This window comes from Nocardia sp. CC201C (assembly GCF_030010695.1).
Taxonomy (GTDB): Bacteria; Actinomycetota; Actinomycetes; order Mycobacteriales; family Mycobacteriaceae; genus Nocardia; species Nocardia otitidiscaviarum.
The window spans coordinates 1-13,883 of record NZ_JASCXP010000027.1; the positions used below are offsets into that span (position 1 = coordinate 1).

The window sequence follows — 13,883 nt, forward strand, 5'->3', positions numbered from 1 at the left end:
GGACGTACCACCCCCACCCGCCCCGGTGGAAGGCGAGGCACCTCCACCGCCGCCCCCGGCGTAATCCACCCGCCCCCGGCGTAATCCACTCGCACCCGGCGTAATCCACTCGCACCCGCCCGTGCGCTCCGCTGTCGCGGCGTGCACGGGCGCACCGCGTAGGTGCCCGCGCCCGGTTCCACCGTCGCCTTCGAGCGAATGCCCTGCGCTGATGCGGCTTCGGTCGCGACCGCGGCCCGGATGGTTTCCTCGGTGTGTGCGGTGGCCACGGGTGTGACGGCAGCTGTCGACGGTCACGCCGTGGTACGGCTCGGCCACGGGCTACCGGCTATCTCCCCCCGATCCGTGCGAAATCCCCTGGACCCGGGTGGGCAGAGCCGTGCCGTTCGGCGATGCGGCCGTGTACCGCGCGCCCGGAGCCCGCTCTCCCGCGACGTCCTGGGATGAGCACGACCCGCTGCTGTCGCGGTCGGCGCTCGGCAACACGGCGGCGTGGTGCGCCCGCCCGCTCGTCGAACCGGCTGAATACCGAGCCGGGCTGTGTGTGGGGCCGGTAGCCGCCCGGCGTCGGTGCCCGGGGTGTCGGCCTGTCCCGGGCCGGACTCGCGGTGCCGAGTGTTGGCACCACGGGCTCGGCCCGCGTTCACGCGCTGTGGGCCGGGGCCTGCCGGGCCTGGAGCTGCCAGGGGTCGTGGGCGTTGAGGAGGGTGACCTCGTGCGGGTGGGTGCGGAGGAGTTCGCGGAGGCGGGCCTGGGTGCCCAGGCGGAGGTCGCGGTCGAATTCGGTGGACTGCTGGAGCAGGTCGAGCAGCGGGTGGGGCTGGGGTGGGAGGTCCAGTTCGCGGTGGTAGAAGAAGGCGTCGCCGCAGTGCAGGAGCCAGTGGTCGTCGTGGCGGACCGCGACGCCCGTATGGCCGGGGGTGTGGCCGCCGAGGGGGACCAGGCGGAAGTCGGGGCTCAGTCCCTGCACCGGGGTCGAGGTGAAGCCGAACCATTCGTCGCCGGGTTCGGGGGTGTAACTCACCCATGTCGGGCCGTGTGCCCAGTGCGCTGGGCGGTAGCGGCTCGCGGCGGATTCGGCCAGGGCCGTGGCCAATTCGGCGGCGTGGACATGCACTCGCGCGTGCGGGAAGTCCGGCAGGCCGCCGGAGTGGTCGACGTCGAGGTGGGTGAGGATGATGTGGCCGACATCGCCGGGGGAGTAGCCGAGCCGCTCGATCTGGCGGATGGCGGTTTCCTGCTCGTCGAGCGCCGGACGGGCGAAGTCGACCCAGTCCGGATCGAGGGTGCCCGCCGGATTCCGCACATTCTCCAGCCCGAGTCCGGTTTCGATGAGCACCAGATCGTCGGCGGTCTCCACCAGCAGGCAGTGGTTGACCGTGGGTGCGGGGGCCACGTCGTAGGTCGCTTCGATCTCGGCCATGGAGCCGCAGTTGAGGTGATGGATCTTCATGGGCGCTAGTCTGTGACTTGAAGCGCGCTTCAAGTCAAGGAGTGATATGTCCGAGGCCCTGTTGGATATCGCCGATGTCGCCGCTCGATCCGGGATGGCGGCCTCCGCCCTGCGCTACTACGAACAGCAGGGGCTCATCGTCTCGGCGGGCCGCAACGGCCTGCGCCGCACCTATGAACCGGAGGTGGTGCCCCGACTGGCGCTCATCGCCTGCGCCCGCCGTGCCGGCTTCACCATCGCCGAGATTCAGCACTTCCTGCGCGCCACCCCCGACGACACCGCCCTGCGTGCGCAATTGGCCCGGAAGGCACGGGAGGTCGACGAGGACATCGCCCGGCTCACCCGCATGCGCGACGGTCTGCGGCACGCGGCCGTCTGTACGCACTCCCGGCTCGTCGACTGCCCGGAATTCACGCGCACCTTCGCGCCGCCGGGCGCGAAATCACCCGGCGGCGACCACTGTTCGAACGATTAGGCCAGCTCGCGCCGCATGGCGATGCGGGGCCAGCGGTCCAGGCCGACCTCGGCCTCGTGGGCGCGAATCTCCCGCAGTTCCGGAGTGAGTTCCGCATCGGGTATCCGGCGGAAGCCGAGCCGCTCGTAATACGGTGCGTTCCAGGGCACTTCGAGAAATGTGGTGAGACTCAGCGCGGGCAGTCCTCGTGCCCGGGCGAAGTCGGCCAATTGTTCGATCATGGTGCGCCCGATGCCGTGGTGGGCGAAATCGGGGAGGACCGAGACCTGGCAGATGTGTTCGGTGTCGTCCACCTGCCTGCTGACGAGGTACGCGACGGGCATACCGTCGTCGTCCACGGTGACCCAGGCCCGGCCCGCGCGCAGGTGCGCGTCGAGGGTCTCGATGCTGGGCGGGTCGTCATCGGCGATCTCGAGCATGCCGAGGGTGCGGAAGGGCTCTCCGGCGGCGATCTCGATCTTCTGGAGTGTTGGCAGGTCCTCCGTCGTCGCGACGCGAATACGCATGAGACGACGGTAGCGCGGCCGGGGGTCCGATCGCTGCAGGGTTCATCGTCGGATCTGCACTATTTGTCGGTGGTGTCGCTCGACCTGTTGGCAGCCTCGAGCACCGCCTCGAGCAGGCCGGGCAGCGCCGCGCCGATCTCGACGGTGCGCAGGCGGACGAATGTCTGCCCATCCACGGATTCGCGATCGGTGAGCCCGGCCTCGCGCAGGATCTTGAAGTGGTGCGCGGCGGTCGACTTGCTGATCGAGTCGTAGAGCGCGCTGCAGCGCAGCGGTTCGCCCGCGGTGCCGAGCCGGCGCACCATCTCCAGACGAATCGGGTCCTGGAGCGCGCCGAGCACCGTGGACAGCGGCGCCACCGCGGGCTTCACATCGGTGTCGGACATGAGCTACCTCACTCGGAGACTGGTTTGACGATCATCGAACCAGGAGTATGGTCAGGTTCGATCACAATCAAACTTACCTGATGGAGAGTTCGATGTCAGCGGATGTTGCGGTTCGGGCCGAACCAGGCAGACAGACCTGGGCGTACGCGCTCGTACTCGCCGCCAGCGGCGTGGCACTGGGAGTGTCCGGGGTGCCGGCCCCGCTCTACGGCATCTACCAGCAGGAGTGGCATTTCACGCCGCTCACCACCACCTTCGTCTTCGCCGCCTACGCCGTGGCGGCCCTGGGCGCGGTGCTGGTATCGGGCCGGATCTCCGACGCCGTGGGCCGAAAGCCGGTGCTGCTGGGAGCCTTCGGCATCATGATCGCCGGACTGGTGGTGTTCCTGCTGGCCGACAATGTGGCCATGCTGCTGCTGGCGCGGGCGCTGCACGGCGCGGCGGTCGGCTCGACGGTGGTGGCGGGCGCGGCGGCGCTGCTGGACCTGCGGCCCGAACACGGTGCGCGCTCCGGGCAGCTGACCGGTGTGGCCTTCAACGTCGGCATGGCCGTCGCCATTCTGGGTTCGGCGCTGTTGGCGCAGTACGCGCCGTATCCGCTGCGCACGCCCTACGTGGTGATCACCGTGGTCTGCCTGCTGGTCGGCGTCGGCGTGCTGGCGCTGCGCGAACCGCACACGGCCCGGGTGGCCGGTCCCATTCGCATCGCCAAACCGGCGGTGCCGCAGGAGATTCGCGGCGACTTCTGGTTCTCGGCGCTGGGCGTGATGGCGGCCTGGTCGGTGCTGGGCGTGCTGCTGTCGCTGTATCCGTCGCTGGCGGCGGCCAAGACCGGGGTGCACAATCTCGTGTTCGGCGGCGCGGTGGTGGCGGCCACGGCCACCGCCGGTGCGCTGGCGCAGTTCTTCGCCACCGCCATTCCGGCCCGTCGCGCGGCCATCGCCGGGGATATCGGCATGGCGGCGGCGCTGCTGCTCACCCTGCCCGCGCTCGCCACCCACAACGGGGTGTGGGTGCTGGCCTCGGGGGTGCTGCTGGGTGCGACCTTCGGACTCGGCTTCGGCGGTTCGCTGCGTCACCTCTCCGATGTGGTGCCGCAGCACAAGCGCGGCGAGACCATGTCGGCCTACTACCTGCTGGCCTACTCGGCCATGGCGCTGCCGACGGTGCTGGCGGGCTGGGCGGCGACCACCTGGGGGCTGAATACGGTCTTCCCCTGGTTCGTCGGTGCGGTGGCGGTGGCGTGCCTGGTGGCGGCGGGCCTGGGCATGCGACGACGGACGGCTTGAGACGGCGATCGGGTTCCGCGCGGCAGGCGGTTCGAGGCGACCGGGCGGCGTGGAGAGCCCGCCCGGCGGTGGGAACCGTCGGGCGGACTTCGCTTTTCGGACATAGTGCCTGGTCGCGAACCATCCGGTCGGCTTCGAATCTCATGGAGCGGAACGGGAATCGGGGCTCCCTGTGCGCTCGCGCGCCGCGGTCGTTACCATCTCGCTATGCGGCGGCGTTGGGGGTGGTTCGGGTCCAAGACCGAGCGACGGACCCGAACGGCGCTCTCGCCGTCGGTGTTCCTGGCGGTCTCGAGCGGCGTGGCGGTGGCGGCTCTCACCTGGTGGGTGCTGTGGTTACTGTTCGGCGCGACCGATGCGCGCCCGGATCGGCTCGATCTCGCCGAGATCGCGCTCTGGGTGACCGCCGGGGTCGGCGTCGCGGTGGCGCTGGTGCTCGCCGCCAGACGGCAGCGCGATCACGACCGTGGCCGCTTCTCGGAGCTGTTCGGCGCGGCGGCCCTGCAACTGGGCGCCGCGGACGTCGCCGTGCGGCTCGCCGGCGTGTACGCCATGGCCGGGGTGGCCGACGAATTCCCCGAACGCCCCCGACGCCAGCAGTGCATCGACGTGCTGTGCGCCTACCTGCGGCTGCCGTACGCGGCCAAGGAGGGCGTCAACCACCTCGTCTCCCGCACCGAGCGGCTGGAGGAGGACGGCGCGGGGGTGGAGCGGGTCTACCACTACCGGCAGAACGACCGGCAGGTGCGCGACACCATCGTGCGCGTCATCGCCGAACACCTGCGCGACACCGCCGAGAGTTCGTGGTCGGCATGCGATTTCGACTTCACCGAGGCGGTACTGGAGAACGCCGACTTCCAGAACGCGGTCTTCGCGGGCGACAGCACCCGCTTCACCAACACCGATTTCGTCGCCTCCCGCGTCACCAGCTTCGAGGGCGCGCGCTTCATCGGACGGCGGGTCAGCTTCCAGGGCGCGGCCTTCCGCGGCCGCGGCGTGACCTTCCAGCACGCGCGATTCCACCCGCCGGAGGCGGATCGCGCCGATCCCGACAGCACGGCGGTGAGCTTCGCCGAGGCCAGCTTCTCCTGTCCGACCAGCTTCGAATCCGCCGAATTCTCCGGTGCGCGCACCACGTTCGACCGCGCCACCTTCGCCAACCAGCGCACCAGCTTCGGTGAGGTGAACTTCGGCTCCGCGCTCACCTCCTTCGGCCGCGTCGTCTTCGACGGTGACCGCATCTCCTTCGACAGCGCCGAATTCTCCGGGGCCAAGGTCGCGTTCACCGGTGCCCGCTTCTACGCCGAGGGCACCAGCTTCGACGGCACCCAGCTCGGCGCGCGGCAGCGCTGGCGCTCCGGCGGCACCCAGGAGATCGACTTCGCCGACGCCGAATACCACGGTGCGGTGTCCTTCGCCGACGCCGTCTTCGAGGCGCGCTCGGTGTCCTTCACCGGCGGCGACTTCTTCGGCGACATCTCCTTCCGCCGCGCCGCCCTGCACGCCCGCGAGGTGTCCTTCGAGCGGCCCAAGGCGTGGGTGGGGACGCAGTTCGACTGGGACGACGACCCCGGTGCGAAACCGGAGAACGTGAAGCCCGAGCACTGGCCGCCGCGCCCGGTGAGCTCGCAGCTGGAACCGCTGATCTAACGCGCGGGGAAGCGGACGATCCGATCGTCGCCGTCCCGCACGTCGCCGCGGCCGTCGGTATTCGACGTGGTCAGCCAGAGCGCACCGTCGGGTGCCACCGCCACCGTGCGCAGCCGCCCGAGCCGATCGGCCAGGCGCGCGGTCGGGGTGCCGAGCGCGCCGTCGCGCAGCGGCACCGTCCACAGCCGCTCGCCGCGCAGCGCGGCCACGTAGAGCGTGTCCCCGGCGATGGCGACACCCGAGGGCGACGCCTCCGAGGTGTCCCAGGTGACCAGCGGATCGACGAATCGGTCACCGCCGCCGACCCCCTCCACCTCCGGCCAGCCGTAATTGCGGCCCGGTTCGATCAGGTTGATCTCGTCGGCCCGGTTGCGGCCGAATTCGGCGGCGAACAGGCGGCCCGCGGAATCCCACGCCAGCCCCTGCACATTGCGGTGGCCCAGGCTGTAGACGGGGGAGCCCGGCGTGGGATTGCCGGGTGCGGGGTCGCCATCGGGTGTGAGGCGCAGGATCTTTCCGTTCGGACTGCTCGGATCCTGCGACAGCGCCGGGCGACTCGCGTCGCCGGTACCGACGTAGAGCATGCCGTCCGGACCGAAGGCGATCCGGCCACCGTCGTGGATGGACGCCGCCGCGATGCCGGAGAAGATCACTGTCGGTGGTTCGCCGAGCCGGAAGCGCACGATGCGGTTCTCGTCGGCGGCGGTGAAATAGGCGTACACGTAACGGTCTTCGGCATAGTTCGGGGAGACGGCGAGGCCGAGCAGCCCGCCCTCCCCGGCCGCCGCCACCTCCGGCACCGCGTACACCGGCTCCGCCGCCGTGCCCGGCACCACCCGCAGTATCCGACCGGTATCGCGTTCGGCGACCAGCGCGCTCCCGTCGGGGAGGAAGGCCAGCCCCCAGGGCGCGTCCAGCCCGTGCACCAGATCCTGTCCCGCGTCCAGATCCGGCACTCCCGAGGAACTGCTGGGCGCGAGCGACGTGGCGACGACCCGCGAATCACCGGAGCGGTCCGCACCGTCCCCGCAGGCCGTGACCGCGCCCAGCGCGAGGAGACCCGCCGCGATCACGCGCAGTGGCACCGAAGTCCCTGTCCGCCAACGTGACCGGCCGCAGCCCCAGCGCTGTTCGCCGTAGCTCCGCTGCTGTTCGTTGGAGTTGCGGTGTTGTTCGCTGGAGCTGTGGTGCTGTTCGTTGGAGTTGCGGTGTTGTTCGCTGGAGCTGTGGTGTTGCTTGCTGGAGTTGCGGTGCTGTCCGCTGGAGCTGTGGTGTTGTTCGCTGGAGCTGTGGTGTTGTTCGCTGGAGCTGTGGTGTTGTTCGCTGGAGCTGTGGTGCTGTCCGCCGTAGCCCCGGCACCGGTCGCCGGAGCGCGGTGCCGCAGTCGCGGACACGGTGCCGAACGGGGGGATTCCGCGCATACCCTCCATCCTGCGCCGTCCAGTTCGTTTTGGGCGGAGATCGAGCTGTCGCCGCCCCGAGCCACCGGTCAGCATCGTGCGTCCGTGCACCGGACCGCGCGGTGAACACTCCCGGGAGATACCGCCGTCCTCGCTCCGGGCATGGCAGAATGACCTCGCGATCTGTGCCGATCACGCCCGACCCGTTCGCGCCGAAGGAGCATGACCGATGCCTCGCTCAGTGCAGTCCACCGCATCGGCGGTCGGCGCACCTGTTCCGGCGGTCGTGGTCGGTCCGCTCACCGCACCGGCCGGGAGCGCCCTCGCGTGACGGGCTCTCGCCTGGCGATGATCGCGGGCGGCACGGTGCTGGCACTGGTCACCCTGCTGCTGGTGATCGTCCTGCCCGCCAGCGACGACGCCTGCGCCCCCGGTATGCCCGCCATTGCCACCACGACACGCGCTGCGACGGAACCGAATTGCCCGGCCACCGGTGCACCGGCCGAGGTCGGCCTGCAGGAGGGGGCGCTGCGCGCGCTGCGCTGCGTGGTGGCCCGGTTCGGCATGATGGATATGCGCGGACGCGTGGACGACAGCGCCTATCCCGATCATGCGAGCGGACGCGCGGTGGAATTCATCGTGGGCTCCGATGGCATCGGTCAGGCCAAGGGGGACGCCATCGTCGCCTTCCTCCAGGAGAACGCCGCGAATTTCGGTGTGGAGTACGTGATCTGGAAACAGCGCAGCTGGACCCCCGACACGGCGGCGGGCGTGCGCTGGACGCCGCTCGCGGATCGCGGCAGCGACGAACTCAACCATATGGACCGGGTGCAGGTCACCGTGAAGGAACAGGCGACCACTCCGGCCCTCGGCGACCCGACCGTTTCGCTGGCGGCCATGCCCGGTCCGGTCAACGAGGCGGGCGGTCTGCGCCCCAATGGCTCTCGCAGCTTCCCGCTCGCGGCGAACTCCTACACCGTGTCCGATGTCTTCGGTTCGCGCGGCGGCGGCCACCACGGCGTCGACCTGGCCGCCCCCTCCGGCACTCCCATCTTCGCCGCGGCCGACGGCCGCGTGGTGGCCGCGGGACCGGCCTCCGGTTTCGGCGGCTGGGTGGTGATCGACCACCTCGACGCGAAGGGGAACCGCTACTCCACCGTCTACGGACATATGTACCTGCCGCAGATCTATGTGAAGGTGGGCGATGTCGTGCGCGCCGGACAGCACATCGCCGACGTCGGCAATGCCGGTGAATCCACCGGACCGCACCTGCATTTCGAACTCGTCCCCGGCGGCCGCATGACCGGTGGGCGGGCGGTGGACCCGATGCCGTGGCTGTCGGGCGGTGCCATGCCGTCGCTCGAGGATCTGGTCTCGGTGTTCTGCGACAACGGTTTCGGCAGCCCGGGCGGCAATCTCGCCAGCGGCAAGGTGCCGCCGGAGCTCGAGATCTGGTACCGGCGCGCCGGGTCGCTGTGCCCGCAGATCAGCGCCTCGCTGCTGGCCGCGCAGGGCCAGGCCGAATCCGGCTTCCGGCGCGGCGCCGTATCTCCGGCGGGCGCACAGGGTTTGGCGCAGTTCATGCCCGGCACCGCGGTCTCGGCCGCACCGGACGGCCAGCCCTACGTCATCGACGCCGACGGCAACGGCGTGGCCAGCGTGTGGGACGACGGCGACGCCATCATCGGTCAGGGCCGCTACATGTGCGCGCTCGCGGACAAGGTGCAGGGCTGGATCGACCAGGGCACGGTGGCCGGTGACGTCACGGCGCTGACGCTGGCCGCCTACAACGCCGGTGAGGGAGCCGTGCTGGCCTCGGGCGGCATGCCCAACCAGTACGCCGCGCACTACACCGAGACCCGCCCCTACGTGGCGCGAATCCTGGCCGCGGAGGCGGGATTCCGCAGTATGGGCAGTGCCGGACGCTTCGTCCCCGATCCGGACGCGGATCTGGGTCCGCAGATCGTGGAGGCCGCGCACGACTGGGTCGGCACCCCCTACGTCTTCGGCGGCGGTGGCCCGCAGGGGCCGTCCGCCGGTGGGTTCGACGAAGCGGGCTTCACCGCCGCGGCCGTTTCGGCGGCCAGCGGCGGCAGCATCACCCTGCCGACTACGGTGGAACAGCAGTGGGAGGTGGGCACGGAGGTGCCCGCGAGCAGGGTCGCACCCGGTGACCTGGTCTTCAGTGATTTCCGCGCCCGCGGACCGGTGCTGGTCGGCATCTACACCGGCGGCGGTTCCATGGTGTACGCGCAGCCCGACGGCACCGTGCGGGAAGCGCCGGTGCCCGGCGATATGCGGGCGCGCCGCATCGGATGACCGGTCAGCGGCGGCGAGCCACCGTGATCACATCGGGAATCAGGAAGTCCGGCAGCGGCGGCCGGTGCACCTTGCGCTGATCGGTCACCTCGAAACCGGCTCGCTCCAGCAGCTTTCGCGTCTCCTGCGGCGAGGGCGCGTGCGCCGGGAACTTCGGGCTGCGGGTGAGCCGCTGTAGGGGTCGGCTGGCCGGGGCGGACGGATGCACGGTGGCGATGGCCACCAGACCGCCGGGCGCGAGCACCCGGTGGAATTCGCGCAGCGCCGCCGGATGGTCGAAGAAATGGAAGGCACTGGTGGTGACCACCGCGTCGAGTTCGCCGTCGGCCAGCGGCAACCGCTCGGCCGGGCCGCGTACCCAGCGCACCGCGGTGGAACGCCGCCCGGCCCGGGCGAGCATGCCCGCCGAGGCGTCCACCCCGTACACCACCTCGGGGTGCAGTTCGCGCTCGATGCGATCGGTGAGAATGCCGGTGCCGCAGCCGATATCGGCGATCCGGCGGGAACCGGCGGCGCGCAGTTCGGCCACCACCTGATCCTGCGGCGGCCGGTACACGAGGCGTTGCAGCGTCGCACTGTCGTAGGCGCGGGCGACCTGCCCGAAGAAATCGGTCACCACATGGTTGAGCGCCCGGCTGGACGTCTGGACTCTGCTCATGGTCGCCTCCTGGTGTCTGGGACAATAGAAGCAGGCTTCGGGTCGTTCCGGAAGGGGGAAAATTGGGTACCGTCTGGCCCATGAGGATTCGTGGTGCAGTACTGGAGCGGATCGGCGCGGAGCCGCCCTACGAGCGGTCCCAGCCGATAACCGTGAGCGAACTCGACCTGGCCGAGCCCGGAGCGGGCGAATTGCTGGTCCGGATCGAGGCCGCCGGACTGTGCCATTCGGACCTGTCGGTGGTGGACGGCAACCGGGTGCGGCCGGTGCCCATGCTGCTCGGCCACGAGGCGGCCGGGCGGATCGAGGCGGTGGGGCCGGGGGAGAGCGCGCTGCGCGTCGGCCAGCGGGTGGTCATGACCTTCCTGCCGCGCTGCGGGGAGTGCGCCGGATGCGCCACCGAGGGGCGCACCCCGTGTCTGCCGGGCAGCCTCGCCAACAATGCGGGCGAACTGCTCGCGGGTGGGCGGCGACTGCTGCGCGACGGCGGCGAGGTGCACCACCATCTCGGAGTGTCCGGCTTCGCCACCCATGCCGTGGTCGACAGCCGTTCGGTGGTGCCGGTCGACGACGACGTGCCCGCCGACGTGGCGGCCGTGCTGGGCTGCGCCGTGCTGACCGGCGGTGGGGCGCTGCTGAATTCGGCCAAGCCGGGACCGGCCGACCGCATCATGGTGGTCGGGCTCGGCGGGGTCGGCATGGCGGCCGTACTGGTGGCCGCCGCGCTGCGGGAGGGCACCGGACGCGATGTGATCGCCGTCGACACCGTGCCCGAGAAGTTGAAGCTCGCCACGGAATTCGGCGCGACGGCCGCTTACACCCCGGCCAAGGTCGCCGCCGAGGGCATCCAGGCCGAGATCGTCATCGAAGCGGCGGGCAATGTCCGCGCCTTCGAAACCGCCGTCGCCGCAACGGCTCCCGGCGGCACCACGGTGACCGTCGGCCTGCCCGCCCCGGACGCGACCGCCACCATCTCCCCGCTCGGACTGGTCGCCCAGGGCCGCTCCATCGTCGGCAGCTACCTCGGCTCCGCCGTGCCGTCCCGAGACATCCCCGAGTACGTGCGCATGTGGCGAGAGGGCAGCCTCCCGGTGGAACGCCTCATCTCCGCCCGCATCCGCCTCGAGGACGTGAATCAGGGCATGGACGAACTGGCCTCCGGCCACGCCTTGCGCCAGATCATCGTCTTCGACTGACGTCTGGACGCCGAATGCTGATCATTCGGATCGGCTATGGACCGAAGTGACTAGTTTGACTAGCCTGGATGTGGGAGGTGGTCAGATGGTGGACGAGGCTCGACGAACCCGCATGGACGTCGCGTGGCCGCTGGCGGAGGCCAAAGCCAAGCTGTCCGAATTGATCGACAAGGTCGAACGGGAGGGACCGCAGGTGATCAGCAGGCGCGGACGTGAGGTGGCCGTCGTGGTGCCGGTGGACGAGTGGCGTCGGAAGAGTGCGCGCACCGGTAGCCTGGCTCAGTTCTTCGCCGAATCGCCGCTACGCGACTCCGGGGTGGTGATCGAGCGCGAGCGCAGTGATTCCCACCACCGGGACGTCCGGCTGTGAATTTTCTCCTCGACACCAACGCGGTATCGGAATGGGTGAAGCCCCAACCGAATCGAGGGCTGGCCGACTGGCTCGACTCGATCGACGAGGACCGCACATTCCTCAGCGTCGTGACGCTCGGTGAATTGCGTAGGGGCGTCGACAGACTGCCGGACGGCAGACGGCGGGAGCGGCTGTCCGCATGGTTGACGGAGGAGGTGCCGGATCGTTTCGCGGGTCGGCTGCTACCGATCGACGAGGTCGTCGCGCTGGCGTGGGGACGATTGCGGGCCCGGGTGGACGTGCTGGGCCGCTGCGTCGACCCGGTCGACGGACTCATCGCCGCGACCGCCGAATCTCACGGGCTCACGATTGTGACCCGCAATGTGCGGGACTTCGAAGTGACCGGCGTGCCGATCGTCGATCCGTGGACCCGATCGGCGCGCGGGCTGCACGGTGCCGTACTCGGTGACGTGGAGGGGGACGCATCCCACCGGGGGTCCGGCGGTGCTCGGTGGGCGCAGTAGGCTCACTGGCGACTGCCGAACGACGGGTGAGGAGAACAGGTGACCACGAACCGGATCCGGGTGGGTGTGCTCGGGGCGCAGGGCAAGGTCGGGCAGGCGATCTGCGCGGCGGTCGAGGCGGCCGATGATCTGGAACTGGTCGCGCGGGTGGACAAGGGGGACGCACTGGACGCGTTCGCCGAGTCCGGGACGCAGGTCGTGGTCGACTTCACCCACCCCGACGTGGTGATGCCGAATCTGCGGTGGCTGGTCGAGCACGGGATCCACGCCGTGGTCGGCACCACCGGCTTCGATGCCGCGCGGCTCGACGAGGTGCGCGGGTGGCTGGCGCAGAACCCGGAGGTGGGCGTGCTCATCGCGCCGAACTTCGCCATCGGCGCGGTGCTGTCCATGCGGTTCGCCGAGCAGGCGGCGCGGTTCTTCGACTCCGTCGAGGTCATCGAACTGCACCACCCCAACAAGGCCGACGCGCCGTCGGGCACCGCCTACCGCACGGCCGGGCTGATCGCCGCCGCACGCGAGAAGGCCGGGGTCGGACGCAGCCCCGACGCCACCACCACCGAACTCGAGGGCGCGCGCGGCGCGGATGTGGACGGGGTGCGGGTGCACTCGGTCCGCCTCGCCGGACTGGTCGCCCATCAGGAGGTACTGTTCGGCACCCAGGGCGAGACTCTCACCATCCGCCACGACTCCATCGACCGCACCTCCTTCGCACCGGGCGTACTGCTGGGCGTCCGCAAGACCCCACACCGCCCCGGCCTGACCGTGGGCATCGACCCGCTGCTGGACCTGTGAGCCGGCTCGCCATGACAGCGTGCCGCGCGTACGGCGGCGGCAAGCGGCGCGGTGTGGCCGTGCTGGAGTTTGCGAGTGGACCGGTGGCGCAGCGCGCTTCCCGCATGGTGGGCGGTGGCAAGCGGCGCGGTGCGGCCGTGCGGGGATTTGTGAGTGGGCCGGTGGCACAGCGTGCCTCCCGCATGGTGGGCGGTGGCAAGCGGCGCGGTGTGGCCGTGCGGGGATTTGTGAGTGGGCCGGTGGCACAGCGTGCCTCCCGCATGGTGGGCGGCGGCAAGCGGCGCGGTGTGGCCGTGCTGGAGTTTGCGAGTGCGCCGATGACACGGCGTGCTTCGCGGATGGCGGTGCCGGCTGGCAGGGAGGCGCGGTCGTGAGCGATACCGGCGGCAACCGGTCGCTGCGGACCATCGCGCTGATCGTCTTCCTGGTGGTCGCGCTGGGGTTCTACTTCCTGCTGCTCGGGCGGATCGCGCTCAGCCTGCTCGGATCCGGCGACCTGGCGGCCATCGGCATCGGCGTCGGCGTGCTGATTCTGCCGATCGTCGGCGTCTGGATCGTCTACAGCTCGGTCCGGGCCGCCCTCGACCATCAGCGCCTGGCCCGCCGCATGGCCGAGGACGGCCGGGAACTGGACGTCTCCGACCTGCCGCGGCGACCCTCCGGCCGCATTCAGCGCGACGCCGCCGACCAGCTCTTCGCCCAGGTGAAAGCCGAATGGGAGGCTGACCCGGACAACTGGCGCACGTGCTACCGGGTGGCCCGCGCCTACGACTACGCGGGCGACCGCTCCCGCGCCCGCGAAATCATGCGCCGCGCAGTGGAGCTGGAGAAACTGGAGCGCCAGGGCGGCTGAGCACCCTGGGCGAATGCCCCGAGCGCT

The 13,883-nt window shown here is 70.6% G+C and carries 16 protein-coding genes; 10 read left to right on the forward strand and 6 right to left on the reverse strand.

Annotation, left to right across the window (positions count from 1 at the left end; all coding sequences use genetic code 11):
- Both QK444_RS05095 and QK444_RS05100 read right to left on the reverse strand, forming a co-directional pair.
- On the reverse strand, window positions 1-269 hold a 269-nt coding region (locus tag QK444_RS05095), incomplete at its 3' end, for a hypothetical protein (RefSeq protein WP_282777541.1).
- A gap of 374 nt (window positions 270-643) precedes the next feature.
- Window positions 644-1,453 (reverse strand): MBL fold metallo-hydrolase, encoded by an 810-nt coding sequence (locus QK444_RS05100; protein ID WP_282777543.1) that lies wholly within the window; start codon window positions 1,451-1,453, stop codon window positions 644-646.
- 46 nt (window positions 1,454-1,499) lie between these two features.
- Between QK444_RS05100 and QK444_RS05105 the strand changes: the two genes are divergently transcribed.
- Window positions 1,500-1,928, forward strand: a complete 429-nt coding sequence (locus QK444_RS05105; protein WP_282777545.1) for a MerR family transcriptional regulator — start codon at window positions 1,500-1,502, stop codon at window positions 1,926-1,928.
- On the opposite strand, the gene QK444_RS05110 is transcribed toward QK444_RS05105, so the two are convergent.
- Both QK444_RS05110 and QK444_RS05115 read right to left on the reverse strand, forming a co-directional pair.
- The gene (locus tag QK444_RS05110; protein WP_282777547.1) at window positions 1,925-2,434 is read right to left on the reverse strand and encodes a GNAT family N-acetyltransferase; all 510 of its coding nucleotides are present in this window, start codon (window positions 2,432-2,434) and stop codon (window positions 1,925-1,927) included. The two genes, QK444_RS05105 and QK444_RS05110, sit on opposite strands and share 4 nt — an antisense overlap.
- Window positions 2,435-2,493: 59 nt before the next feature.
- Complete coding sequence (locus QK444_RS05115; RefSeq protein ID WP_282777549.1) at window positions 2,494-2,820, reverse strand: helix-turn-helix transcriptional regulator; 327 nt, start codon at window positions 2,818-2,820, stop codon at window positions 2,494-2,496.
- 92 nt (window positions 2,821-2,912) lie between these two features.
- On the opposite strand from QK444_RS05115, the gene QK444_RS05120 reads away from it, so the two are divergent.
- Both QK444_RS05120 and QK444_RS05125 read left to right on the forward strand, forming a co-directional pair.
- Window positions 2,913-4,109 (forward strand): MFS transporter, encoded by a 1,197-nt coding sequence (locus QK444_RS05120; RefSeq protein WP_282777551.1) that lies wholly within the window; start codon window positions 2,913-2,915, stop codon window positions 4,107-4,109.
- 207 nt (window positions 4,110-4,316) lie between these two features.
- On the forward strand, window positions 4,317-5,759 hold the full coding sequence (locus QK444_RS05125) for a pentapeptide repeat-containing protein (protein ID WP_282777553.1): 1,443 nt from the start codon (window positions 4,317-4,319) through the stop codon (window positions 5,757-5,759).
- On the opposite strand, the gene QK444_RS05130 is transcribed toward QK444_RS05125, so the two are convergent.
- Complete coding sequence (locus QK444_RS05130; protein ID WP_282777625.1) at window positions 5,756-6,715, reverse strand: PQQ-dependent sugar dehydrogenase; 960 nt, start codon at window positions 6,713-6,715, stop codon at window positions 5,756-5,758. The two genes, QK444_RS05125 and QK444_RS05130, sit on opposite strands and share 4 nt — an antisense overlap.
- Window positions 6,716-7,486: 771 nt before the next feature.
- Here QK444_RS05130 and QK444_RS05135 point away from each other — a divergent pair.
- Window positions 7,487-9,478, forward strand: coding sequence for a peptidoglycan DD-metalloendopeptidase family protein (locus QK444_RS05135; protein WP_282777555.1), 1,992 nt, complete (start codon window positions 7,487-7,489; stop codon window positions 9,476-9,478).
- Window positions 9,479-9,482: 4 nt separating this feature from the next.
- Here QK444_RS05135 and QK444_RS05140 read toward each other — a convergent pair whose 3' ends face one another.
- The gene (locus QK444_RS05140) at window positions 9,483-10,136 is read right to left on the reverse strand and encodes a class I SAM-dependent methyltransferase (protein ID WP_282777557.1); all 654 of its coding nucleotides are present in this window, start codon (window positions 10,134-10,136) and stop codon (window positions 9,483-9,485) included.
- A gap of 80 nt (window positions 10,137-10,216) precedes the next feature.
- On the opposite strand from QK444_RS05140, the gene QK444_RS05145 reads away from it, so the two are divergent.
- The 6 genes from QK444_RS05145 to QK444_RS05170 all read left to right on the forward strand — a co-directional run bounded on the left by QK444_RS05145 (window position 10,217) and on the right by QK444_RS05170 (window position 13,856).
- Complete coding sequence (locus tag QK444_RS05145) at window positions 10,217-11,332, forward strand: alcohol dehydrogenase catalytic domain-containing protein (protein WP_282777559.1); 1,116 nt, start codon at window positions 10,217-10,219, stop codon at window positions 11,330-11,332.
- A gap of 85 nt (window positions 11,333-11,417) precedes the next feature.
- The gene (locus tag QK444_RS05150) at window positions 11,418-11,702 is read left to right on the forward strand and encodes a type II toxin-antitoxin system Phd/YefM family antitoxin (protein ID WP_143981934.1); all 285 of its coding nucleotides are present in this window, start codon (window positions 11,418-11,420) and stop codon (window positions 11,700-11,702) included.
- Window positions 11,699-12,208 (forward strand): type II toxin-antitoxin system VapC family toxin, encoded by a 510-nt coding sequence (locus tag QK444_RS05155; protein ID WP_282777563.1) that lies wholly within the window; start codon window positions 11,699-11,701, stop codon window positions 12,206-12,208. The genes QK444_RS05150 and QK444_RS05155 overlap by 4 nt, the downstream gene beginning before the upstream one ends.
- A 54-nt stretch (window positions 12,209-12,262) precedes the next feature.
- Window positions 12,263-13,003 (forward strand): 4-hydroxy-tetrahydrodipicolinate reductase, encoded by a 741-nt coding sequence (gene dapB, locus QK444_RS05160; RefSeq protein WP_282777627.1) that lies wholly within the window; start codon window positions 12,263-12,265, stop codon window positions 13,001-13,003.
- A gap of 11 nt (window positions 13,004-13,014) precedes the next feature.
- Window positions 13,015-13,377 (forward strand): hypothetical protein, encoded by a 363-nt coding sequence (locus QK444_RS05165; RefSeq protein ID WP_282777565.1) that lies wholly within the window; start codon window positions 13,015-13,017, stop codon window positions 13,375-13,377.
- A complete protein-coding gene (locus QK444_RS05170) occupies window positions 13,374-13,856 on the forward strand; it encodes a hypothetical protein (protein ID WP_282777566.1) in 483 nt (160 codons plus the stop codon). The genes QK444_RS05165 and QK444_RS05170 overlap by 4 nt, the downstream gene beginning before the upstream one ends.
- The last annotated feature ends 27 nt before the right edge of the window (window positions 13,857-13,883 follow it).